We start from the raw sequence: 22196 nt of genomic DNA on the forward strand, positions 1-22196 counted from the left end.
ACATTTGGACAGCTCATCGCGTCCGGACATATTTGGACAGCTCATCGCGTCCGGGCTTCACACGCCCTCGTCGAACGCCACCGGCGTCTCCAGCCAGCCGTCCATCAGCCACTCCGGATCCGGCGCGCCGGCCAATGCCGCCGCGATCGGCTTCGGCCGCAGCTGCCGCCCGTCGAGCTCCCCGACCGGCAACCACACCGCCCGATAACTTCCCCGGTCGGACTCGGCCGGACTCGCCAGCTCCAGCCCGTCCCCGGTCCCGAACTCGCCGCCGATCGTCTCGGCCAGGAAGTAGTGCTGGGTGCTGTCGCCGAAGTGCACGACCGCGACGAGCCCGCGGATCTTCACCAGCAGGCCGAGCTCCTCGTGTGCCTCCCGCCGGGCCGCCTCGGCCGGGCTCTCGCCGTCCTCGACCTGACCACCGGGCAGCACGTGGTAGGTCGTACCGTCCCGGACCCGCTCGATCGCCGCGACACCCTGCCCGGACAGCAGCACGACTCCGGCCCGGATCATGCGCGCGTCGCCAGGACGTAGAACCAGCCACCGAACTGGGATTCGCCCCGTCGCAGGTGCTGAACGGTCCAGCCGGTGCTGGTGAGCAGATCTCGCAACGGATCCTCCTGCCACATGACGAAATGCCGCGGTAGGTCGAGGAGCCGGTTCGTCCACTCCTCGCCCTTGCCTTCCCGCGTGCTGAAGGCCAGCACGCCCGCCGCCCGCGCCGCCTTCCGCAGTACGTCGGCCAGTTGGGCACGATCGAAGTGCAGGAACACGGCGTCGGCGAACACCGCGTCGTACGGGCCGCCGAAGTCGTCCCGGAGTGCGTCGAGCGGGTCGGCGGCGTACCCGTCGGCTCGCATCATGTCGAGGAAGGCCCGCGTCGCGTCGGTCCGCCGTACGGCGAACCCCCGCCGCTCGAGCTCGATCGCGTCCCGCCCGGTCCCGCTTCCCAGCTCCAGCACGCGCCCACCCGGCCCGACCCGCTCGGCGAGCAGGTCGATCAACGGATGATTGGGCTCCTTCGGGATCGACTCCCGGAACCGGTCGGCCGCCTGCTCGTACGTCGCCAGCGTCACCTCGTTGTCGCTCGGCACCCGCGTCCACCCGTCGCCGGTGTGCTCGACGATCGCGGGCAGCCTGAGCCCGAGATCCAGCCCGAGCACCACCACGGTCTCGCCGCGATGCAGATCCGCGATCGCCAGCAACTCGTCGTCAGGACGCCGTACCAGCTCGGGTACGACGGTCAGCGGCACGCCGAGGTGGTCCGCCAGCCGCGCTCCGGCCGCGGCCTCGAACGAGCCGGCGTACACCTGGGCGATCGGCTCCCCGACCGCCGGATCCTGCACATCCCCAGGTAGCAGCAGAATCCGCGCGGGGCACATGAGATTCATCCGGCGACGTACTCCAGCGCCTCGGCGGCATAGTCCGGCCAGGCCGCCGACTGCGCCAGCGGGATCACCACCCACTCCTTCATCGGGCGGCCCATGCCGGGGTCGAACGGCTCGGCGCCGGGCAGCGCGAGCGCCTTCTCCCGGGGCTCGGGCGGGAGCTTGAACGTCATGGCGTCACCGAACATCCCGGCGAGCACCTTCTTGCCGACCTTGAGGCAGGGCATGCCGAACATGCTGCCCCGGACCACCCCGGCCGACACCAGTCCCGCGGCGACCGTCTCGTACGCGGCGATCGCCTGTTCGCTGACCTTCGGCATCATGGCGTCCAGCCTCCCACTCCATGCGGCCAGGCGACATAGGTTTCGGGCCGGTTGTGGACTACGGTGCTTTCTCGTGCGCTTGGTGATTGCTACATGTTCTGTGGACTACTCCGGACGGCTGACGGCTCATCTGCCGATGGCGCCGCGGTTGCTGATGGTGAAGGCGGACGGGTCGGTCCTGATCCACGCCGACGGCGGGTCGTACAAGCCGCTGAACTGGATGTCGCCACCCTGCAAGCTGACCGTGGACGACGACGTCTGGAGCGTCACCAACAAGGCCGGCGAGGAGCTGCGGATCACCATCGAGGAGGTGCACAGCGACACCGCCTACGAGCTCGGCACGGACCCCGGCCTGATCAAGGACGGCGTCGAGGCGCACCTGCAAGAACTGCTGGCCGAGCATGTGCACACCTTCGGCGAAGGCTGGACGCTCGTCCGCCGGGAGTACCCGACCGCGATCGGTCCGGTCGACCTGCTCTGTCGCGATGCCGACGGCAAGCACGTCGCGGTCGAGATCAAGCGCCGCGGCGAGATCGACGGTGTCGAGCAGCTCACCCGGTACGTCGAACTGCTCAACCGCGACCCCTTGCTGGCCCCGGTCCGGGGCATCTTCGCCGCCCAGCTGATCAAGCCGCAGGCACAGTTCCTCGCCAGCGACCGCGGCCTCGAATGCGTCACTGTCGACTACGACGCCCTCCGCGGCATGGAATCCGACGTCCTGCGCCTCTTCTGACCACCCCGAAGCGCTGACAACCCGCTCGGGCTGCGCAGATTCGAATCCCCTTCCTGACAGGTTAACTTTTTTGCCCGATTTCGGGCAGATCCTTTGTGTTGGCCCTGGAAGCGCTGCAGAGTTGACGCGTGATCAGTGAGGCGGCGGTGGGGCCGGTGGACGAGCTGGCCGAGCAGGTCAGCCGGACGACCGGCTTGTCCGCGGACGACGCGCGGCGCGTGGTCGCCGACGTCCTGGCCTATTTCACCGAAACGACCGAGGAGTACGTCCGGCGCCGGCACCGGGAGTTGCAGACCTACGGGGCCCGCAACGACGAGATCTTCGCCCGGCTCGGCACCGAGCTCCGGCACTGGCCGGTCCGCTCACCCGAACTCTCCGCCCGGCAGCTGCGACGGATCGTCTACGGCTGACCGGCACACTCCAACCTTCGAAAGGCACCACTACATGTGCGGAATCGTCGGGTACGTCGGCACCAAGCCGGCCGCGCCCATCCTGGTGGACGGACTGGCCCGGCTGGAGTACCGCGGGTACGACTCGGCGGGTGTCGCCGTGCTGGGGTCCAGCGAGCTGAAGGTGCACAAGGACGCCGGCCGGGTGCGTGAGCTGGAGGCGTCACTGCCGAAGCGGTTCGGCGGCAAGCTGGGCATCGGCCACACCCGGTGGGCGACCCACGGCGGTCCGAGCAAGGACAACGCACACCCGCACGCCAGCGGCAACGAGCGGATCGCCGTCGTCCACAACGGCATCTTCGACAACGCCGGCGCGCTGCGCGCCCAGCTCGAGGACGCGGGCGTCAAGCTGCGCTCGGAGACCGACACCGAGGTGCTCGCGCACCTGATCGAGCAGTCCGAGGGCGCCACCCTCGAGGAGAAGGTGATGGCCGCCCTGCGCCGGATCGAGGGCACCTACGGCATCGCCGTGATCGACCTGGACTTCCCGGACCGGATCGTGGTCGCCCGCAACGGCAGCCCGCTGATCCTCGGCATCGGTGACGGCGAGATGCACGTCGCCTCCGACGCGGCGGCGCTGATCCGCTACACCCGCCAGGTCGTCTACCTGGACGACGGTGAGATGGCCACCGTCCGCGCCGACGGCTACCGCACGTTCACCCAGGACGCCGCTCCGACCACCAAGACCGCCAAGACGGTCGAGTGGGAGGCCGACGAGTACGAGCGCGGCCTGCACGAGCACTTCATGATGAAGGAGATCCACGAGCAGCCGGACGCCGTTGGCCGGGCCATCCGCGGCCGCCTCGACGAGCGCTTCCACACCGTCCACCTGGGCGGCCTGAACATGGACGCCCGCGAGGCGCGGGAGATCAAGCGGGTCAAGATCCTCGGCTGCGGTTCGGCGTACTACGCCGGCCAGATGGGTGCCCAGTTCATCGAGGAGGTCGCCCGGATCCCCGCCGACGCCGAGCCGGCCTCGGAGTTCCGCTACCGCAACCCCGTCGTCGAGCGCGACACCCTGTATATCGCGGTCAGCCAGTCCGGCGAGACGCTGGACACCCTGGTCGCGGTGCAGGAGCTGAAGCGCAAGGGCGGTCGCGTGATCGGCCTGGTGAACGCGGTCGGCTCGAGCATCGCCCGGGAGGTCGACGGCGGCGTCTACCTGCACGCCGGCCCGGAGGTCTCGGTGGCGTCGACGAAGGCGCTGACCAACATGGCGGTGGCGTTCGCAATGCTCGGCATCCACCTGGGCCGGATCCGCGACGTCTCCCCCGCCGACGGCCGCCGGCTGATCGAGGGCCTGAAGAAGCTCCCCGAGCACATCCAGTCGATCGTCGCCCAGGAGGAGGAGCTGGCCAAGATCGCCGGCCGGCTCGCCCAGCACGAGAGCCTGTTCTTCGTCGGCCGGACCCGCGGCTACCCGGTCGCCCGCGAGGGTGCGCAGAAGCTGAAGGAGATCTCCTACCGGCACGCCGAGGCGTACCAGACCTCCGAGCTCAAGCACGGCCCGCTCGCGCTGATCTCGCCGGACGTTCCGAGTGTCGCGATCGTCCCGGACGACGAGCTGCTCGACCGCAACATCGGTGCGCTGCACGAGATCGGCGCCCGCTCCGGCCCGCTGTACGTCGTCACGCACCCGGGCGTCGAGGTCCCGGACGGGGTCGCGGCGAAGATCGTCGTACCGAAGAACGAGCCCGAGCTGGACCCGATCCTGCTCACCATCCCGCTGCAGATCATCGCGTACTACGCGGCCGTTGCCCTCGGCCACGATGTCGACAAGCCCCGCAACCTGGCCAAGTCGGTGACGGTCGAGTAAGGCCCGGACCGCCAGGCCATCACAACTGCAGCTCGCCGGCCCTCGTCACGCTCGCCGTGGCGGGGGCCGCTGCATTGTGCTGGTCTGCACGTCCGCCACCCGGCCTCGTCACCCCTCCGAACGCGAGCCGCGCCACCTCACGCTCGGCGCCCAGGCTCTGATACGGGTGCAGGCCGAACTCGTTGACCAGCCGCTTGCAGACCTCGACGCCGCGGACCGAGTTGCCCGCCTCGTCCAGCCGCGGCGAGAACGTGACGACCGCGAGACGCTTCTCCGGCACCACCAGCATCACGTTGCCCGAGACGCCGGACTTCGCCGGCAGCCCGACCTGGCCGGCGAACTGCCCGGAGTCGTTGTACATCCCGCTGTGTCCCATCACGGACAACACCCGCCCGGCGGTCTCCTGGGAGAACACCCGCTCACCCGAGTACGGCGCGACGCCGCCGTTGGCCAGCGTGGCTCCGGCCGCCGCGAGACGCTGGGCGTCGACCTCGAGTGAGCAGACGGCGAAGTAGAACTCGGCCGCCTTCTGCGGCGCGTCGCGGTCCTTCGGGTCCACGTTCAGCATGTCCTTCGCGGCCATCAGGTTGGCCAGGCCACGGTTGCCGTGGCCGGTGTCGCGCTCGGCCAGGAACGTCCGGTGGTCGAAACCGGGTGGCGCGCCCATCATCCGGGCCCAGGTCTGCTCGACCTTGGCGAACCGCTCGGACACGTCCAGGTCGGGTTCGACCAGCGCGAGGGTCGCCATCGCGCCGGCGTTGATCATCGGGTTCTGCGGCTTGCCGGCCGCGTCGAGTGACAGCCTCGGGTCGTTGAAGGTCCCGCCGCTCTGCTCCTGACCGACCCAACGGTGCACGTCGGCGGCGCCGAGCTGCTCGAGCGCCATCGCGTAGCTGAACGGCTTCGACGTCGACTGCACACTGAACCCGACGTTCGCGTCGCCGATCTGGAACACCTGCCCGTCCCCCGTGCAGACCGCGATTCCGAACCGTTCCGGGTCCGCGTTGCGCAAGGTCGGGATGTACTGCGCGACCTCACCGGACCGCTCGTCCAGGAGCTCGGCGTAGATCCGCTCGACGCCCTGGGTGAACTCGGCGAACTCGTCCGGCCGCATCGACAGCTGCCCTTGCAAGGCACGCCAGATCACCGGCTCCCGGACCACTTCCCGGAACTGCTCGAAGTCGAGCCACTCCGGCTGACCGGGCTCGAACGGCGTACCGGAGTCCACCGTCGAACTCACCGCGCGCTCGACGCGCGGGTCGTCGGCGCGGAGACCGGCCTGCCCCAGCTCCTCGAGCAGCTTCCACTTCCAGACCACGTTCGCCCGGTCGGTGTCGAGCGAGCGGAACAGACTCTCCACGTCGAATTCGGCCATGCGACAGACCTTCTCCGGCGTGTGTTTCCGGGCTGGTTCCCTGGTGTTACGAGACCGTCAAACCGCTAGTCGTCGTACAAGTTGATTGCTTGTATGATCACTGCATGGACCACATCCGCCATGTCCGGCTGTCCTCCGTCGTCCTGCCGCTCGACCAGCCGATCAGCGACGCCAAGGTGCTGACCGGCCGGCAGCGGCCGATGACCGAGATCGTCTTCCTGTTCGCGGAGATCGCGACCGCGCAGGAGCAGCACGGGATCGGGTTCAGCTACTCGAAGCGGGCCGGTGGTCCGGCGCAGTACGCGCATGCCAAGGAGGTCGCCAGCGGGCTGATCGGCGAGGATCCGTCGGACATCGCGAAGGTGTACGACAAGCTGCTGTGGGCGGGCGCGTCGGTCGGGCGGTCCGGGGTGGCGACGCAGGCGATCGCGGCGATCGACATCGCGCTGTGGGATCTGAAGGCGAAGCGGGCCGGTCTGCCGCTGGCCAAGTTGCTCGGGGCGCATCGTGACTCGGTCCGGGCGTACAACACCTCCGGTGGCTTCCTGCACGCACCGATCGAGGAGGTCAAGGAGCGCGCGTCGAAGTCGCTGGCGGACGGCATCGGCGGGATCAAGATCAAGGTCGGGCAGCCGGACACGCGGATCGACCTCGAGCGGGTCCGCGCGGTCCGCGAGCACCTCGGCGACGGCGTACCGCTGATGGTGGATGCGAACCAGCAGTGGGACCGGCCGACGGCACTGCGGTTCGGCCGCGTGCTGGAGCAGTTCGACCTGGTGTGGATCGAGGAGCCGCTCGATGCGTACGACGCGCTCGGACATGCGGAGCTCGTGGCTGCGCTGGACACGCCGATCGCCACCGGGGAGATGTTGTCGAGTGTCGGCGAACACGTCCGGCTGATCGAAGCGCGGGCTGCCGACATCATCCAGCCGGACGCGCCGCGCATCGGCGGCATCACGCCGTTCCTCAAGTTGGCCACGCTGGCTGATCATCATGGACTTCAGTTGGCGCCGCACTTCGCGATGGAGATCCATCTGCACCTGGCCGCGGCCTATCCGCGCGAACCGTGGGTCGAGCACTTCGAGTGGCTGAATCCCTTGTTCAACGAGCGGCTGGAGACATTGGACGGCCGCATGCTCGTGCCCGACCGTCCGGGCCTGGGCTTCACCACGAGCGAGCAGTGCGCCGCGTGGACGGTCGACGCGTGTGAGTTCGGCACCCGATGAGCGGACGAGGGCTGGCCTACGAGCTGGTCGAGGAGCTGAAGCGGCGCATCCTCAGCGGAGAGATCGCGCCCGGCGACAAGTTGCCGGCCGAGAACAGCTTGGTCGAGGAGTTCGGCGTCAGCCGGACGGTGGTGCGGGAGGCTGTCTCGCGACTGCAGGCGGCCGGGTTGGTGGAGACGTTCCAGGGACGCGGGTCGTTCGTCCTGGAGGTGCCGGAGCGGACCTCTGGGATGCGGGAGGTTCGGTCGCATCAGGACGTGCTGGAGTTGATGGACTTCCGGATCGGCGTCGAGAGTGAGGCGGCGGGCCTTGCGGCGGTACGGCGTACCGAGCATCAGCTGCTGGGGATCGAGCGGGCGCTGGCCGACTTCCGGCGGATCGGGGACGACCCGAGCCGCTCGGTGGAGGCGGACTTCGCGTTCCATCTGAAGGTCGCGGCCGCGGCCGGGAACCGCTTCTACTCCGACCTGATCGGGTCGCTCGGGCCGATGATGATCCTGTTGCCGCGGACCCGGCTGGATCCGGCGTACGAGATGTCGGACCCCGACCATCTCACCCGCGTCGTGCACGAGCACGAGAACATCCACGCCGCGATCGCCCGCTCCGACCCCGAAGCGGCCCGAGCCGCAGCGCGGGTGCACCTGGCGAACACCCGGCACCGCCTCGCGATGCCCACAGAGCATCGATAGATCCAAAAAAGAACTTGGACAGGTATTCAGAATGCTTCCTAGGCTCACGAGCGTGACCCACTACTCCCCCGCCGAACTGGCTGCCCAGCTCAAGACCGGACTGCTGTCCTTCCCGGTCACGCATTTCACTCCTGATCTGAGCTTCGACGAGGCCGGCTACCGCGAGCACCTCTCCTGGCTGAGCCAGTACGACGTCGCCGGCCTGTTCGCCGCGGGCGGCACAGGCGAGGGCTTCTCCCTGACCGCGGCCGAGATCGACAAGGTCGTCCGTACGGCGGTGTCAGAGGTGAATGGCCGGGTCCCGGTGATCGCACCCGCCACCGGCGGTACGGCGACCGCGATCGAGCAAGCACAGGCCGCCGAGGCCGCCGGCGCTGATGGGGTCTTGCTGCTCCCGCCGTACCTGACCGAAGCCGGTCAGCGTGGTCTGAGCGAGCACGTGTCGGCGGTCTGTCGCAGTACCAATCTCGGAGTCACCGTCTACAGCCGGGCGAACGCGATCCTGACCGATGTCACAGTCGCCGAACTCGCCGACCGGAACGCGAACCTGGTCTGCCTCAAGGACGGCGTCGGCAACATCGAACTGATGACCCGCACCTACGCCCGCGTCGGCGACCGGCTCACGTATATCGGCGGCCTGCCGACGGCCGAGACGTTCGCGTTGCCGCTGCTGCAGCTCGGCGTCAGCACGTACTCGTCGGCGATCTTCAACTTCGTCCCCGAGTTCGCGCTCGGCTTCTACGCCGACGTCGTCGCGCAGGACCGGGAGTCGGTCTACCGCAAGCTGAACGAGTTCGTCCTCCCCTACCTCGACATCCGCGACCGGATGAAGGGGTACGCCGTCTCGATCGTCAAGGCCGGCCTCACCGCGATCGGGCGCAGCGCAGGCCCGGTCCGGCCGCCGCTACAGGACCTGACCACCGAAGAGCTCGCCCAGCTGACCGATCTGATCGGCAAGATCCAGTGACGCCGACCATCACGTCGGTCGAGGTCGTGCCGGTCGCCGGGTACGACAGCATGCTGCTCAACCTGAGCGGCGCGCACGGCCCGTTCTTCACCCGCAACGTCGTGATCGTGACCGACAGCTCGGGCAACACCGGGCTGGGCGAGGTGCCGGGCGGCGAGAAGATCGCATCGACCATCCGCGAGGCCGCGGGGTTGGTGACAGGCCAGGAGATCGCGCGCTACCGCCAACTGCTACGGACCGTTGGCCTCGCTTTCGCCGACCGCGACTCAGGCGGCCGTGGTCTGCAGACCTTCGACCTCCGTACGACGGTCCACGCGGTGACCGGACTCGAGTCGGCTCTGCTCGATCTGCTCGGGCAGCATCTCGGCGTACCGGTGGCTGAGCTGCTGGGCGACGGGCAGCAGCGATCTGCCGTGCCGGTGCTCGGCTATCTCTTCTATGTCGGCGATCCGGGGCGCACGGAGCTGCCGTATCTGACCGACGACGGCTTCGGTGATCGCTGGTCGCGGCTACGGCGACAGCCGGCGTTGACCCGGGACGCGGTGGTGGCGCTGGCCGAGGCGGCGCAGGAGCGGTACGGATTCGCGGACTTCAAGCTGAAGGGCGGGGTCTTCGACGCCCACGTGGAGATCGACGCGGTGCGCGCGCTGGCGGAGCGGTTCCCGTCCGCGCGGATCACGATCGATCCGAACGGCGCCTGGCTGGTGCGCGAGGCGATCGCGGTGTGCTCGGGGCTGCACGACGTACTCGCGTATGCCGAGGATCCATGTGGCGCCGAGGCGGGGTTCTCCGGGCGGGAGACGATGGCCGAGTTCAGGCGAGCGACCGGGCTGCGAACGGCGACCAACATGATCGCCACCGATTGGCGCGAACTGGCGCACGCCATCCGGGTCGACGCGGTGGACATCCCGCTGGCCGATCCGCACTTCTGGACGATGGCCGGGTCGGTGCGGGTCGCGCAGTTGTGCCACGACTTCGGGCTGACCTGGGGGTCGCACTCGAACAACCATTTCGACATCTCGCTCGCGATGTTCACCCAGGTCGGTGCTGCCGCGCCGGGCGACATCACCGCGCTCGACACGCACTGGATCTGGCAGGACGGGCAGTCGCTGACGAAGGAGCCACTGCAGATCGTCGGCGGCGAGATCGCCGTACCGAACCGTCCTGGTCTCGGTGTCGAACTCGATCGCGACGCACTGGCCGCCGCGCACGAGCTGTACCTGCGGCACGGACTCGGTGCGCGGGACGACGCGGTAGCGATGCAGTACCTGATCGAGGACTGGACCTTCGACCCGAAGCGGCCCTGCCTGGTGCGCTGATGCCGGAGGCAACCGGTGGCGTGATCGCGATCAGCGGGTAACAATCTGTAGATGCGCGTGATCGTGGTGGGTGCGGGCGTGATCGGGCTGAGTTGTGCCGTCCGGCTCGCCGAGGGTGGGTACGACGTGGCCGTGTTCGCCCGCGACCTGCCGTTGGAGACGACGTCGGCGGTGGCGGCTGCGATCTGGTACCCGTACCTGTCGGCCCCCGAGGATCGCGTCGCCGCCTGGTCCAGGACGGCGTACGAGGAGTTCGCGAAGCTGGCGGAGCTCGAGCCGTCGGTGCGGATGCGGCACGGGCGCGAGTTCCTGGAGGAACGGACGCCGGATCCGCGCTGGGCCGACGTACTGCCTGATCTGGCCCGGGTGCCGTCGCCGCCGGCCGGGTTCGTGGACGGGTGGTCGTTCACGGCGCCGGTGATCGAGATGCCGGTCTATCTGCAAGCGCTGGTGAAGCGGCTCGAGCAGGCCGGTGGAACGCTGACGCGCTCGGCGCTGTCCGCGCTTCCGACCTCGGCCGACCTGGTGGTGAACTGCACCGGCCTTGGCGCCCGGCTGACCGCCGCCGACCCGACCGTGACGCCGGTCCGCGGTCAGGTGATGACGGTCGAGCAGTGTGGTCTGTCCGAGTGGCTGATCGCGGACCGCCCTCCCTACGACCTCACCTACGTCATCCCCCGCGAGAACGACGTCGTCGTCGGCGGCACCAGCCAGCCCGGCGACTGGACCATGGCGGTCGACCCCGAGACGACGGACCAGATCCTCGCCCGCGCTGCCGAACTCGTCCCGCAACTCCGCAAGGCGAAGATCCTCCGGCAGCGCGTCGGGCTCCGTCCGGCCCGCCCGACGATCCGCTGCGAACTCGTCCGCACTCGCACCGGCGAGCCTGTCATCCACTGCTACGGCCACGGCGGCTCCGGCGTCACCCTCTCCTGGGGCTGCGCCGACGAGGTCTTCGAACTTGTCCAAAGCGTCTGATCACCCGGTCATCCTCGACGGCGGCCTCTCGAACGCGCTCGAGGATCGCGGGCATGATCTGTCCGACGCGTTGTGGTCGGCGCGGTTGCTGAAAGACGCGCCGGAGGAGATTGCCGCGGTGCATCGGGCGTACTACGAAGCCGGGGCGATGGTGGCGACAGCCGCCAGCTATCAGGCGAGCGTGATCGGCTTCGAGCGCGCCGGGGTATCGCGGGGTGAGGCCGAGCGGCTGATCGCCAGCAGTGTGCGGATCGCCCGCGACGTGCGAGACGAACTGGGCGGCGGCGGGCGGTTGGTCGCCGCGTCGGTCGGGCCGTACGGCGCGATGCTCGCGGACGGCTCGGAGTATCGCGGTCGGTACGGCGTGCCGGCTTCCGTCCTTCGCGACTTCCACCGGCCGCGGCTGGAGCTACTGATCGGCGCCGGGCCGGATCTGCTCGCGGTCGAGACGATCCCGGATACGGACGAGGCCGAGGTGCTGGTGGAGTTGCTGGCCGAGCTGGACTTCCCGGCCTGGTTCTCGTACTCGATCGACGGCTCGCGCACCCGCGCCGGCCAACCACTGAAGGACGCCTTCGCGATCGCCGCGATCGACCAGGTGGTTGCTGTAGGCATCAACTGCTGCCGGCCGGACGCCGTGCAACACGCGGTCGAGACAGCGGTCGCGGTCACCGGCAAACCCGCCATCGCCTACCCGAACAGCGGCGAATCCTGGGACGCCACCACCCACCGGTGGACCGCAACCCCGACAGTCACCACTCCCACCGCCATCCTGGGCCCCATCGCCGACCCGACCACTTACCCCACCACCATGCGCACCCTCACCACCCTCTCCCTCGGTTGGCGGCGGGCAGGAGCGGAGTACATCGGCGGCTGTTGCCGGGTCGGCCCAGCGGACATCCGCGCCCTGGCCAGCGCTATCGGTCGAAGCTAGTGCCCCGTCAAGCCAAGTCAGCCGGGGAGGCCAGGTGTGGGGTTCACCCCTGATCTGGTCCCTTCACATCTGGCATGCGGTGGATAGAAGGGTGCAGCTGCGAGGTTGACCGCTGAAATTGGCCTCTACTGCTGGATGTGTGGGCGAGGTCGGCCGGTGTGCAAGCTCGACAGGAGGTGTCGGTCGGGGGCGTTGGTCGGGCGTGGCATTCACGCCTGACCCCGGCCGGCCGGGCCGGCGCCAGGGGGACACCTCCTGTCGACCTTGCACACCCCCAGCCACTGACCGCATGCGTGCGGCAACGACCTCCACGCCTCTTGGCAGAGCTGCTGGTGTCGCCTGGTCGGTTCTCGGCGTACACGATGAGCCTGTTCCCGTCCGGGTCGGCGAGGTGGAAGACGCTGACGCTGCCGATGTCCTCCACCGGTCCGACCTCCCGTGCGTGCTCGCCGGCGAAGGCGTGCGCCGCATGGATGTCGTCGGCGGGCAGCATCAGCAGCGGCCCGCCCGGCTGAAACGCGCCGCGGGCATGCGCATGACCGTCGAGGGTCAGCCCGGTCGGACCGTCCATCGGGACGTCGTAGATCAGTCCTTCATGGCTCGTCGCCGACTGCGGCACGCCGCAGAGCGCGCTGTACCAGGCGATCGCCCGCTGCATGTCGGTGACGTGGACGAAGACTGCGCCGATCCGGTTGTGGATCGGTGCCGACGCATCAGCTGGCATGGTCACACTCCTAGGACCTGGCAGAGGAGGTCGAGAGCGCCGGGGTAGGCGTGGTCGGGTGGGGTGCCGTAGCCGACGATGACGGCTTGGCGGGTGGCCGGGGTCGGGTCGAAGTGGTACCTGCTGAGGCTGGCGAGGCCGAGACCCTGGCGGGCGGCGCGGGCGACGATGTCCTCGGCGTCACCCGGTACGTCGAGGAGGACGTGCATTCCGGCCGAGATGCCGGCGATCTTGACCTCCGGGGAGCGGACCGCGAGCAGTTCGACCAGGCGGTCCCGACGCCGGCGGTAGTGCATGCGCGAGCGCCGGACGTGCCGGTCGTAGTGGCCGGAGGCAATGAATTCCGCCAGCGTCAGCTGGTCGAGCGTCGCGGTCTGGTAGTCCGCGGTCCGTTTGGCCGCGATCACCGGCTCGATCAGCCGCTGCGGCAACACCATCCAGGCGAGCCGAAGGCCGGGTGCGAGACTCTTGCTCGCCGTCCCCGTGTACGCGACCCGCTCGGGATCCAGCGCCTGCAACGCCCCCACCGCCTGCCGGTCGTAGCGGAACTCCCCGTCGTAGTCGTCCTCGATCAGCACTGCCCCGGACTCCCGGGCCCATTCGACCGCCGCCGTACGACGCTCAGGCGCGAGCGGCACGCCCGTGGGCATCTGGTGGGCCGGGGTCAGCAGCACGCCTTGACCGGACAGCTCCGACACCTGCGCACCCAGCTCGTCCACCGGCACCGGCACGGGTTCGAGACCGCGTGCCCGGATCACGTCCCGATGCAGGCCGTACCCGAACTCCTCCACCGCCATCGTCGTACCGCCCTGGGTCTTGACGGCCTCGCTGAGCAGACTCAGTGCCTGTACATACCCCGAGCAGATCAGGATCCGCTCCGGATCGGCCCGCACCCCACGCGCCCGGGCCAGGTAGTCGGCGAGCACCCGGCGCAACTCGATCCGGCCGCGCGGATCACCCAGTCCGAACGCTTCGTTCGGCGCCGCGGGCAACGCCTTCCGTGCCGCGGCCAGCCACTCACCCCGCGGAAACGTCGACACATCGGGCGACCCCGGCGTCAGGTCGTACCGGAAACTCCTTGCCTCAGGCAACGTCGGTACGGCGACCGCCGGCGTGCTGACGCGGTTGGCGACGACCGTGCCGGACCCCTGGCGCGCGGTCAGCCAGCCCTCGGCGACCAATTGCCCGTACGCGTCGGCGACTGTGTTGCGGGCGATCCCCAGATCGCGGGCGAGCGACCGCGACGACGGCAACCGCGTCCCCGCCGGCAACCGCCCGCTCCGGATCGAGTCGTGCAAGGCCCGGACCAGCTCGTTGCGTCCCCGTGCCGCGGCCAGATCCAGATGAAGATCCGCCCCGACCACATCGGAATCCTCCATGAAACGGGACCCTATCCCGCCACCTCGCGTCCCAGTCCGTTCAGGCCGCCACCAGTTCCTCGCTGATCTCCCAGAGCCGCCTCGCGGCCGCCTCGTCGTAGCTGCGCGCCGAGGACGCCTTGGGCTTGCCGTTGACGAAGTACTTTCCGGACACCTGCGCGAGACCTGGTGCCGACGCCAGGTGAATCGAGGTGGCGGCGCCCCGCGCCGGAGACTTCAGGAACGGCCGCAGAACCGGAACGAGCACTCGCTGCACGCCGCTGGGATCCTCGGCACCGAAGGCGGTGCGCACCACGCCGGGATGCAGCGCGTTGGTGGTGATCGAGGTTCCCTGCAGCCGTCTGGCGAGCTCGTAGGTGAACAGAATGTTGGCGAGCTTGGACTGGCTGTAGGCCCGTTCGCCGGAGTAGGACCGCTCCCCCTGCAGGTCCTCGAAGTCGATGCGCCCGGCGGTGTGTGCGTTCGAGGACACTGTGACCACGCGGGCCGTCCCGCTCTCCCCGAGCCGCTCCAGCAGCAGCTGGGTGAGCAGGAACGGTGCCAGATGGTTGACGGCGAAGGTGCGCTCGAGCCCGTCGGCGGTGACGTGCCGGGTGTTCCAGTAGCCTCCGACGTTGTTGACCAGCACGTCGACGCGGGCAAGGTCCGCGAGTACCTCGACGGCCAACCGCCGTACCTCTGCCTGCGAGGACAGGTCCGCGACGAACACATCCACCTGCGCGCCGGTCGCCGTACGGATCTCGTCTGCGGCAGCCTCGGCGCGCCCGCGGTCGCGGCCGGTGATCGCGACGCGGGCGCCGAGGATGCCGAGGCCGGCGGCGGTCGCCTTCCCGATGCCGCCGGTGCCGCCGGTGACCAGCACCGTCCGGCCGGCCATCGGACCCTCGTGGTCAGGTGTCATCTGCCTACTTGACCTCTGCTCGCATCACCATCCGGAGCCCGATCAGCAGCGGGATGACAAGCCAGACGATACCGGTGACCGCGATGTTGGCCCACTGCTCGCCGGTCAGCGACTTGTCGAAGACGAACAGGCCGCTCTGCGCGAACTGGATGTCGACCCAGGGCTGCAGGTCGTGGAACCACTGCGAGCCGGCGGCCAGCAGGCTGAAGATCGTGGGCAGCAGGAAGGTGAGCACGAAGTACGTCACCACCGCCCCGATCGAGGCCCGGATCAGGACGCCCAGCATGAAGCCGATCAGCAGGCTCAGGACCATGCCGAGGACGTAGTACAGACATTGGGTGATCGTCACGTCCCACACCAGCGTGGCGCCGGTGACGGCGGCGCCCAACAGGTTGCCGAGGGCCCCGACCGCGAACGTCAGTGCCATCGCCGCGATCGCGATGACGACCGACGAGATCGCCTTCGCGGTGATGATCCGGCCCCGGTGCGGGGTCAGCGTGAAGGTGGTCAGGCCGGTGCGCTGGCTCCATTCGCTGGTGACGGCCAGGATCGCGACCAGCGGCAGGATGATCACCACCGGGAAGCGGATCGCGGTCGCGAAGGTGGAGTAGGTGAGTTGGTCCTCCGCGGCGAACAGGATGACGCCGGCCGCGGCCAGTACGGCGGTGATCGCGATGCTGGCGATCAGCCAGAAACCGGATCGGGTGTCGAACATCTTGCGGAGCTCGACGGCGATGATGCGGGTCAGCGGGACCGGCTGGACTACGGCTCGGCGCGGCCGGACGGCTTCTACTGCGACGGCGGTCATGCCGGTGCTCCTTCGCGCTGGGTCGTGGAGGTGAGCTCGAGGAACATTTCCTCCAGGCCGGCGCCTTCGGCGGCCCGCAGTTCGGTGAGGGCGATCCCCGACTCGAGCGCCACCGTCCCGACGAGTGCGGCGTCCGCGTCGGTCCGCAGCGCGCCGTCGCCGGTCGGGCTCGCGGTGAGTCCCCAGTCCGTCAGAGCCTGCTCGAGGCGGGCCAGGTCCACGGCGCGCACGATGGTGCCGGCCGCGTGCAGCAGTTCGGACTTGGTGCCTTGGGAGACGATCCTGCCGTGGCCGATCATGACGATGTCGTCGGCGATGACCTCGATCTCGTGGAGGAGGTGCGAGGACAGCAAGACGGTTCCGCCGCGGTCGGCGTACCCGCGGAGCAGGTCACGCATCCAGCGGATGCCGGCCGGGTCCAGTCCGTTCGCGGGCTCGTCGAGGATCAGCACTTCCGGGTCGCCGATCAGGGCGGTCGCGATACCGAGCCGTTGCCGCATGCCGAGGGAGTACTCCCCCACCCGCCGGGATGCTTCGTCCGGGGTCAGGCTGACCGCGGCCAGCATCTCCTCGACCCGGGTGCGCGGCAGGCCCATCAGGCGCTGGGCCAGGGTCAGGATCTCCCGGCCGGTGCGACCGGCGTGCTGCGCGGACGCGTCGAGCAGGACGCCCACCTCGAGCCCCGGGTTGGGCAGGTCCGCGAACCTCCGCCCGTCGATCGTGGCGGTTCCGGACGTGGCCCGGGTGAGCCCGACCATGATCCGCATCGTGGTCGACTTGCCGGCGCCGTTCGGGCCGAGGAATCCGGTCACCCGGCCCGCGGCGGCGGTGAAGCTGACGTCGTCGACCGCCAGGGTGGCGCCGTACTTCTTCGTGAGTCGCTCGACGGTGATCACGCGGACAGGCCGGTGATGGCGATCTTGCCGCGGGTCCTGCCGGTGGTCAGGTGGCGCATCGCATCCGGGACCTGGTCGAGCGGGTAGGTCCGGTCGAGGCTCGGGGTGACCTTGCCGGCCTCGATGAGGGGCGTGAGCCGTTCGAGGTCGCTACCGCGTTCCTTGTTGACGAAGAAGGTCAGGCGCTGGCGCACGAACAGCGACAGGGCCAGCGCGCGGAACTGCCGGTTCATACCGCCGCTCAGGCTGCCGCCGTCCTCACCACCGGTGATGACGGCTGTCCCGGTTGGCGTCAGCGCGCGCCGGAGCCTCGAGAGCTTGGGGTTGCCTGCGATGTCGATGATCAGGTCGTACTGGTTCCCGGTCTCGGCGAAGTCTTCGCGGGTGTAGTCGATGACGTGATCGGCGCCGAGCGCCCGGACCAGGTCCAGCTTGGCGGTGCTGGCCACGCCGGTCACTTCCGCCCCTGAGGCCTTGGCCAGCTGTACGGCGTAGCTGCCGACGCCACCTGATGCGCCGATGATCAGGACGTGCTGGCCGGCCTCGACCCGGCCGGTGGTCAACGCATCCTGGGCGGTGAGCGCGGAGACCGGGACCACAGCGGCCTGTTCGAAGGAGAGGTTGGCCGGCTTGGGGGCGAGCTTGTCCTCGCGGGTGACGGCGTACTCGGCGAACGAGCCGGGTGCGACGCCGTACACCTCGTCGCCGACGGAGAACTTGGTCACCGCAGATCCGACGGCCTCGACCGTGCCGGCGACATCTCGTCCGGGCACGGGGTTCCGCGGGCCACGGAACCCGAAGGCGAGCCGGAGGAGGTACGGCTTGCCCGTCATGACGTGCCAGGTGCCGCGGTCGAGGCCGGCGGCGTGCACGTGGACGAGTACCTCGTTCGCGGCCGGTTCGGGCCGGGCGATGTGTCCGACCTGCAGGACGTCGGCTTCGCCGTACCTGTCCTGCACGATCGCCCGCATCGTGGTCGTGGTCGTGATGGCCATGGTGGTTCCCCCTGGTGTGCTGGATCTCGAAGCGTGTACCGGATCTCGGAGCCCCCAGCGCCGATGGCCTTTCGTACTAAGTACGACCAACGTATCGTACTTTGTACGAAACTGCTATGGTCCGGGGGTGGAAAAGTCCGTGCGCGACAGCGACGCACCGCGGGGACGCCAGCGGCTCAGCCGGGAGCGGGTGCTGAACGCCGCCGTCGGGGTGGCCGACGCCGGCGGGCTCGGGGCACTCACGATCCGCTCCCTCGCCCAGGAGCTCGGCGCGAAACCGATGTCGGTCTACTACCACGTCGCCGGCAAGGAGGCGATCCTCGACGGCATCGTCGACGTGGTCTTCGGTGAGATCGACCTGCCGTCACCCGGCGGCGACTGGCGCTCGGAACTGCGCCGGCGCGCTGCCTCCGCCCGTCAGGTGCTGCGGCGGCATCGCTGGGCGATCGGGTTGATGGAGTCCCGGACCGCCCCGGGCCCGGCGACGCTGCGCCACCACGACGCGGTCCTCGCCACCCTGCGCGCGGCGGGCTTCTCGCTGGAGATGACCGCGCACGCCTACGCCCTGATCGACAGCTACACCTACGGCTTCGCACTCCAGGAAGCCGGCCTCCCGTTCGAAGGCCCCGACACCGTGGCGCCGGTCGCGGAGTCGATCATGGAGCACTTCACCGCCGGCGACTACCCCCACCTCGTCGAGATGGCTACCGGCTACTACTTCAAAACCACCTACGACTTCGCCGACGAATTCGACTTCGGCCTGAACCTCATCCTCGACGCCCTCAGCGCATCCCTCCTGTCAGCAAACGGCGGCGACGCCGGTAGCGAGGACCTGCACGAATGACTTCGGCGCGTGCTCAGGGCGCCCGTCAACAGATGGAGTGGTTGTTGTTTGTGGCGGTTGGCTGACCGGATCGACCGCCACTACCGGTGCGGGGAGGGTTTTGCACCCGGAGCGGCACAAAACCCTCCCGGAACTCCGCGCAACTCCATCCTCAGACCACCCCCACCAACCATCCCGAGCCCGGAAGTCCCGGTGACCCCTCGGTGATTTCGAGGGCCGGACGCGTACTGAGCGCATTGGCCCCTGGATCTTGGTCGGAAGTGGACCACGTGCCTGGGCCGGTGTGGTCATAGCGTGGGGATATGAGTTCAACTATGACGCGGCGGGTGAAGCTCGCCAGCGTGGTTCCTGATTTCTACAAGGCGATGATCGAACTGGATGCGGTCTCCGATCGGGGGCTGGATCCGAAGCTGGCTCACCTGGTGCGGATCCGGGCCTCGCAGATCAACGGCTGTGCGTACTGCACCGACATGCACTCGCTGGATCTGCTCCACGTCGGCGACGACCAGCAGCGGATCACCTTGCTGCCGGTCTGGCGGGAGGCTCGGAAGTTCTACTCCGAGCAGGAGCAGGCCGCGCTCGCCCTGACCGAGGCGATCACGCTGATCAGCGTCGACCACGTCCCGGACGAGGTGTACGACGTTGCCGCGCAGGCGTTCGACGAGAAGGACCTTGCACAGTTGATCGCATTGATCATCACCATCAACATGTGGACCCGGGTGGGCGTTACCGGAAGGATGGAGCCCGGCCACTACAAGCCGAGCTGAGCCCCGATGACAGCCACAGCCGAACTGTTCCGCGCCCTCCACCACGGCGGCACTCCCCTGGTCCTGCCCAACGCCTGGGATCCGGTGAGTGCCCGGATCATCGCCGAGGCCGGCTACCCCGCAGTTGCCACCAGCAGCGGGGCGGTCGCCCGCGTCCTCGGGTACGACGACGGCCAGCTGACACCGCCCGCCGAGATGTTCACCGCCGTCGCTCGGATCGTCCGTTCGGTCGACGTACCGGTCACCGCGGACATGGAGGCCGGGTACGGGTTGCCGGCCAAGGAGTTCGTCGACAGGTTGCTCGAGACGGGCGCGGTCGGCTGCAACCTCGAGGACTCGGTCGGCGGTCAGTTGACCGACCCGGCCCGGCAGGCCGACTACCTCGCCGAGGTTCGCGCCGCGGCCGGAGCCGACCTGGTGATCAACGCCCGCATCGACACCTTCGTCCGTCCCGGCGCCGACCAGGCCGGCGCGGTCGATGATGCGGTGCGCCGGGGCCGCGAGTACCGCCGGGCCGGTGCGGATTGCGTGTACCCGATCATGGCGCCGACGGACCAACTGACCGCGGTGGTCGAGGGCGTCGGTGGACCGGTCAACGCCCATGCGGCACCGGGCGGACCGACGGCCGCCGAGTTGGTGGGCGCCGGGGCTACGCGCATCTCGTACGGCACCAGCCTGCACAAGCACCTGATGGATTCACTGCGGGAACTGCTGCCAACGCTGGCGTGAGGTGATGGGCCGTCCTCAGGACGGCCCATCACTGTGCCTGATTGCGTACACCAGAGCCCAGTCCTGGTCGTTGGCGAGCGGATCCGCCACGTGGGCGGGCTGTCCGTTCACACAACTCGGATAGACGAAGGCACACGTCGCTGAGCCGTCTGCCGCGAAGTTGGCCAGGTTCGCACGAAGAATCGCGTCGGCCGCCGCGTCCAGCCAGGCTGCCTGCTCGGTGTCGACGAGTTCGCGCGGCCAACCGGCGTACACGGCTGCACTCAGGACGGACCAGTAGTGCGGGAAGACGTCGCCCCACAACCGCAGCCGCCCGAACCAATACCCGTCCCAGTGCCGGATCGGCACGTGTCGCAGACGTACGTCGGGCTGGTCCGCAGCGAACGCGGTCAGCCAGGGCAGGCGACGGCTCAGCTCGGCGCCATCGATCTCGTCGGGCGCCGTCCGGTACGCCGCCACCAGGAGCTCGAGGAGCGGCGCGACCATCGACTGCTCGTAGTTGACCTCGTGAGGCGGCAGCTCATCGCCGTACTCGATGAAGGTCCGCGCGTGCCGGACCAGATGGTCACGCAGACCGAGTTCGCTGAGCAGTGGACCGAGGTCGAAGGCGAGGAAGTGGTCGCCCCCGAGCTCGTAGTACCGGTTGAGGATGCGGGTCGCTCCGGCCCGATCGCCCTGGCCGAGCAAGAACCGCGCGAACCAGGGGAAGTTGTAGAGCCGCACGGCGGTCTTGTGGATGCTGTCGTCGTGGACCGTGCCGTCCGCGTCGACGAGGTGCTCGCGGACGAACTGCTCATACCCGGCGAGCGCCTCGTCCAGCTCCGCCCGGTCGCCCCAGCCGCGGGCGCGGACCTCTTGTAGGAGAAGGGCCATCCCGATCCGTTCGCGCGCGTCGGACCAGTCCCGCCAGGCGCTGGACAGCACAGTGAGGCCGCTGTCGTTGTCGTAGGGCACGAAGGCGTACCTGCGACTGTCGGCCAGCTCCGGACGCCGCTGCCGGTCGAGGACGAACCGCACCCGCCGCTCCGCGATCTCCTGCAGTGGTTGATGAAACAGTACGGCGATCCGAGCGGCCCGCTTGCCGTCGGTCGCGTCGACGTACATCACCCCGGGCTCGTCGCTGCTGACCTCGCTCGGGCCGGCGCCGGCGAGCTGGATCGTCTCACCCACCTCGGCAGCCAATTGGTCGGCGTTGATCAGTGGTTCACGATCCGCGTGGAACGCGGGCAGGTCGTCGTACCAGGCCAACTGCCAGGTCCAGCGGTAGGACTGGCCGGGAGCCAGTGACACAGCCGGCTGACCGCCCATCGCGTGCGGCGCGCGGGCGTGGTCGGTGACGTGGAGGTAGATGTGGCCGCGGACGTTGCTGCTGGTCCCGGGCTCACGCGACTCGATCGAGTACGCCCACAGCTCGCCCTCCTTCAGCTGCAGGCCGAGCCCGGGACCGCTGCCGTCCATCGGGACCGCCCACACCCACGCGTCGGCTCCACCGGTCCAGACGTGCGCGTGGACAGCACCCGTCAGGCTCTCCCGGCTCGACGTGTAGACGTCGCGGTACGGCGTACTGATCGCGAGGGCACCGATTTCGACGGGGTCGGCCGCGGTGTTGCGGAGCTCGTAGGTCTCGGTCCACTGATCCCCGAACCGCCGGCCGACGCGCAACTCCAGCTCGCCGAACTGATAGAGCAGGTCGATCCCGGTCTGCCGCCAGCGGACCATCGCCGGGCTGTCGAAGCGATGGCTGCCGCGGTCGGTGATGACGAAGCCCTTGCCCCAGGCATGCAGGCTGTCGTGCACCGGGCCGTCGTCGAGGAGCACCCGCCGGCCGTCCGGATGAACGACCTGCTCGACCGCTCCGTCGTCCCCGACGTGGACCGTCCCGGCACCGCAGCGAAAGATCTCCACGATTCGTCAACCTATCCATGTCGAGGACCGGGAAGCGGCTCCGTCCCCCTG

General features: G+C 69.1%; 23 protein-coding genes. 12 read left to right on the forward strand and 11 right to left on the reverse strand.

Annotation, left to right across the window (positions count from 1 at the left end; all coding sequences use genetic code 11):
- Positions 1–57: 57 nt before the first annotated feature.
- Genes OG555_RS00330 through OG555_RS00340 form a run of 3 tightly spaced genes read right to left on the reverse strand, consistent with a single transcriptional unit; the run spans position 58 to position 1711 of the window.
- Complete coding sequence (locus OG555_RS00330; protein WP_329479997.1) at positions 58–513, reverse strand: NUDIX domain-containing protein; 456 nt, start codon at positions 511–513, stop codon at positions 58–60.
- The gene (locus OG555_RS00335; protein ID WP_329479999.1) at positions 510–1391 is read right to left on the reverse strand and encodes a class I SAM-dependent methyltransferase; all 882 of its coding nucleotides are present in this window, start codon (positions 1389–1391) and stop codon (positions 510–512) included. The genes OG555_RS00330 and OG555_RS00335 overlap by 4 nt, the downstream gene beginning before the upstream one ends.
- Complete coding sequence (locus OG555_RS00340; RefSeq protein ID WP_329480000.1) at positions 1388–1711, reverse strand: hypothetical protein; 324 nt, start codon at positions 1709–1711, stop codon at positions 1388–1390. Before OG555_RS00340 ends, OG555_RS00335 begins: the two co-directional genes overlap by 4 nt.
- Positions 1712–1784: 73 nt before the next feature.
- On the opposite strand from OG555_RS00340, the gene nucS reads away from it, so the two are divergent.
- The 3 genes from nucS (at position 1785) to glmS (ending at position 4709) form a co-directional block, all read left to right on the forward strand.
- Positions 1785–2444 (forward strand): endonuclease NucS, encoded by a 660-nt coding sequence (gene nucS / locus OG555_RS00345; RefSeq protein ID WP_329480002.1) that lies wholly within the window; start codon positions 1785–1787, stop codon positions 2442–2444.
- A 128-nt stretch (positions 2445–2572) separates the two neighbouring features.
- A complete protein-coding gene (locus tag OG555_RS00350) occupies positions 2573–2854 on the forward strand; it encodes a hypothetical protein (RefSeq protein WP_442914021.1) in 282 nt (93 codons plus the stop codon).
- Positions 2855–2888: 34 nt separating this feature from the next.
- On the forward strand, positions 2889–4709 hold the full coding sequence (glmS, locus tag OG555_RS00355) for a glutamine--fructose-6-phosphate transaminase (isomerizing) (protein ID WP_329480004.1): 1821 nt from the start codon (positions 2889–2891) through the stop codon (positions 4707–4709).
- A gap of 19 nt (positions 4710–4728) precedes the next feature.
- Here glmS and glsA read toward each other — a convergent pair whose 3' ends face one another.
- Positions 4729–6084, reverse strand: a complete 1356-nt coding sequence (glsA, locus tag OG555_RS00360) for a glutaminase A (RefSeq protein WP_329480006.1) — start codon at positions 6082–6084, stop codon at positions 4729–4731.
- Positions 6085–6188: 104 nt separating this feature from the next.
- On the opposite strand from glsA, the gene OG555_RS00365 reads away from it, so the two are divergent.
- The 6 genes from OG555_RS00365 to mmuM are packed head-to-tail and all read left to right on the forward strand — an operon-like array spanning position 6189 to position 12197.
- The gene (locus tag OG555_RS00365) at positions 6189–7310 is read left to right on the forward strand and encodes an L-talarate/galactarate dehydratase (RefSeq protein ID WP_329480008.1); all 1122 of its coding nucleotides are present in this window, start codon (positions 6189–6191) and stop codon (positions 7308–7310) included.
- Positions 7307–7999 carry a FadR/GntR family transcriptional regulator gene (locus OG555_RS00370; RefSeq protein WP_329480010.1) on the forward strand — a complete coding sequence of 231 codons (693 nt, stop codon included), beginning with the start codon at positions 7307–7309 and terminating at the stop codon, positions 7997–7999. The genes OG555_RS00365 and OG555_RS00370 overlap by 4 nt, the downstream gene beginning before the upstream one ends.
- Before the next feature lie 52 nt (positions 8000–8051).
- Positions 8052–8966 carry a 5-dehydro-4-deoxyglucarate dehydratase gene (kdgD, locus tag OG555_RS00375; RefSeq protein ID WP_329480012.1) on the forward strand — a complete coding sequence of 305 codons (915 nt, stop codon included), beginning with the start codon at positions 8052–8054 and terminating at the stop codon, positions 8964–8966.
- Positions 8963–10285, forward strand: a complete 1323-nt coding sequence (locus OG555_RS00380) for an enolase C-terminal domain-like protein (RefSeq protein WP_329480014.1) — start codon at positions 8963–8965, stop codon at positions 10283–10285. Before kdgD ends, OG555_RS00380 begins: the two co-directional genes overlap by 4 nt.
- Positions 10286–10336: 51 nt before the next feature.
- Positions 10337–11263 carry an FAD-dependent oxidoreductase gene (locus OG555_RS00385; RefSeq protein ID WP_329480016.1) on the forward strand — a complete coding sequence of 309 codons (927 nt, stop codon included), beginning with the start codon at positions 10337–10339 and terminating at the stop codon, positions 11261–11263.
- A complete protein-coding gene (gene mmuM, locus OG555_RS00390) occupies positions 11247–12197 on the forward strand; it encodes a homocysteine S-methyltransferase (RefSeq protein ID WP_329480017.1) in 951 nt (316 codons plus the stop codon). The genes OG555_RS00385 and mmuM overlap by 17 nt, the downstream gene beginning before the upstream one ends.
- A 43-nt stretch (positions 12198–12240) precedes the next feature.
- Here the strand turns inward: mmuM and OG555_RS00395 are convergent, their stop codons facing one another.
- Genes OG555_RS00395 through OG555_RS00420 form a run of 6 tightly spaced genes read right to left on the reverse strand, consistent with a single transcriptional unit; the run spans position 12241 to position 17900 of the window.
- A complete protein-coding gene (locus OG555_RS00395) occupies positions 12241–12921 on the reverse strand; it encodes a VOC family protein (protein WP_329480018.1) in 681 nt (226 codons plus the stop codon).
- 2 nt (positions 12922–12923) lie between these two features.
- Positions 12924–14300, reverse strand: a complete 1377-nt coding sequence (pdxR, locus tag OG555_RS00400; protein ID WP_329480019.1) for a MocR-like pyridoxine biosynthesis transcription factor PdxR — start codon at positions 14298–14300, stop codon at positions 12924–12926.
- Positions 14301–14340: 40 nt separating this feature from the next.
- Positions 14341–15201 carry an SDR family oxidoreductase gene (locus OG555_RS00405; RefSeq protein ID WP_329480021.1) on the reverse strand — a complete coding sequence of 287 codons (861 nt, stop codon included), beginning with the start codon at positions 15199–15201 and terminating at the stop codon, positions 14341–14343.
- Between the two features lie 4 nt (positions 15202–15205).
- Positions 15206–16009, reverse strand: coding sequence for an ABC transporter permease (locus tag OG555_RS00410; RefSeq protein WP_329480023.1), 804 nt, complete (start codon positions 16007–16009; stop codon positions 15206–15208).
- A complete protein-coding gene (locus OG555_RS00415) occupies positions 16006–16905 on the reverse strand; it encodes an ABC transporter ATP-binding protein (RefSeq protein WP_329480025.1) in 900 nt (299 codons plus the stop codon). Before OG555_RS00415 ends, OG555_RS00410 begins: the two co-directional genes overlap by 4 nt.
- Positions 16902–17900 (reverse strand): NAD(P)-dependent alcohol dehydrogenase, encoded by a 999-nt coding sequence (locus OG555_RS00420; protein ID WP_329480027.1) that lies wholly within the window; start codon positions 17898–17900, stop codon positions 16902–16904. The genes OG555_RS00415 and OG555_RS00420 overlap by 4 nt, the downstream gene beginning before the upstream one ends.
- A 127-nt stretch (positions 17901–18027) precedes the next feature.
- On the opposite strand from OG555_RS00420, the gene OG555_RS00425 reads away from it, so the two are divergent.
- The 3 genes from OG555_RS00425 (at position 18028) to OG555_RS00435 (ending at position 20240) form a co-directional block, all read left to right on the forward strand.
- On the forward strand, positions 18028–18744 hold the full coding sequence (locus OG555_RS00425; protein ID WP_329480029.1) for a TetR/AcrR family transcriptional regulator: 717 nt from the start codon (positions 18028–18030) through the stop codon (positions 18742–18744).
- 302 nt (positions 18745–19046) lie between these two features.
- Complete coding sequence (locus OG555_RS00430) at positions 19047–19511, forward strand: carboxymuconolactone decarboxylase family protein (RefSeq protein WP_329480030.1); 465 nt, start codon at positions 19047–19049, stop codon at positions 19509–19511.
- Positions 19512–19517: 6 nt separating this feature from the next.
- A complete protein-coding gene (locus OG555_RS00435) occupies positions 19518–20240 on the forward strand; it encodes an isocitrate lyase/PEP mutase family protein (protein ID WP_329480032.1) in 723 nt (240 codons plus the stop codon).
- A 15-nt stretch (positions 20241–20255) separates the two neighbouring features.
- On the opposite strand, the gene OG555_RS00440 is transcribed toward OG555_RS00435, so the two are convergent.
- Positions 20256–22145 carry a hypothetical protein gene (locus OG555_RS00440; protein WP_329480034.1) on the reverse strand — a complete coding sequence of 630 codons (1890 nt, stop codon included), beginning with the start codon at positions 22143–22145 and terminating at the stop codon, positions 20256–20258.
- Positions 22146–22196: the final 51 nt, after the last annotated feature.

Origin of the sequence: Kribbella sp. NBC_01484, assembly GCF_036227145.1 — a bacterium.
Taxonomy (GTDB): Bacteria; Actinomycetota; Actinomycetes; order Propionibacteriales; family Kribbellaceae; genus Kribbella.

Coding starts and splice junctions, on each gene's coding strand:
- OG555_RS00330 (WP_329479997.1), bottom strand. CDS start 513: ATGATCCGGGCCGGAGTCGTGCTGCTGTCCGGGCAGGGTGTCGCGGCG.
- OG555_RS00335 (WP_329479999.1), bottom strand. CDS start 1,391: ATGAATCTCATGTGCCCCGCGCGGATTCTGCTGCTACCTGGGGATGTG.
- OG555_RS00340 (WP_329480000.1), bottom strand. CDS start 1,711: ATGATGCCGAAGGTCAGCGAACAGGCGATCGCCGCGTACGAGACGGTC.
- glmS (WP_329480004.1), top strand. CDS start 2,889: ATGTGCGGAATCGTCGGGTACGTCGGCACCAAGCCGGCCGCGCCCATC.
- glsA (WP_329480006.1), bottom strand. CDS start 6,084: ATGGCCGAATTCGACGTGGAGAGTCTGTTCCGCTCGCTCGACACCGAC.
- OG555_RS00365 (WP_329480008.1), top strand. CDS start 6,189: ATGGACCACATCCGCCATGTCCGGCTGTCCTCCGTCGTCCTGCCGCTC.
- OG555_RS00370 (WP_329480010.1), top strand. CDS start 7,307: ATGAGCGGACGAGGGCTGGCCTACGAGCTGGTCGAGGAGCTGAAGCGG.
- OG555_RS00385 (WP_329480016.1), top strand. CDS start 10,337: ATGCGCGTGATCGTGGTGGGTGCGGGCGTGATCGGGCTGAGTTGTGCC.
- OG555_RS00395 (WP_329480018.1), bottom strand. CDS start 12,921: ATGCCAGCTGATGCGTCGGCACCGATCCACAACCGGATCGGCGCAGTC.
- pdxR (WP_329480019.1), bottom strand. CDS start 14,300: ATGGAGGATTCCGATGTGGTCGGGGCGGATCTTCATCTGGATCTGGCC.
- OG555_RS00405 (WP_329480021.1), bottom strand. CDS start 15,201: ATGACACCTGACCACGAGGGTCCGATGGCCGGCCGGACGGTGCTGGTC.
- OG555_RS00410 (WP_329480023.1), bottom strand. CDS start 16,009: ATGACCGCCGTCGCAGTAGAAGCCGTCCGGCCGCGCCGAGCCGTAGTC.
- OG555_RS00420 (WP_329480027.1), bottom strand. CDS start 17,900: ATGGCCATCACGACCACGACCACGATGCGGGCGATCGTGCAGGACAGG.
- OG555_RS00430 (WP_329480030.1), top strand. CDS start 19,047: ATGAGTTCAACTATGACGCGGCGGGTGAAGCTCGCCAGCGTGGTTCCT.
- OG555_RS00435 (WP_329480032.1), top strand. CDS start 19,518: ATGACAGCCACAGCCGAACTGTTCCGCGCCCTCCACCACGGCGGCACT.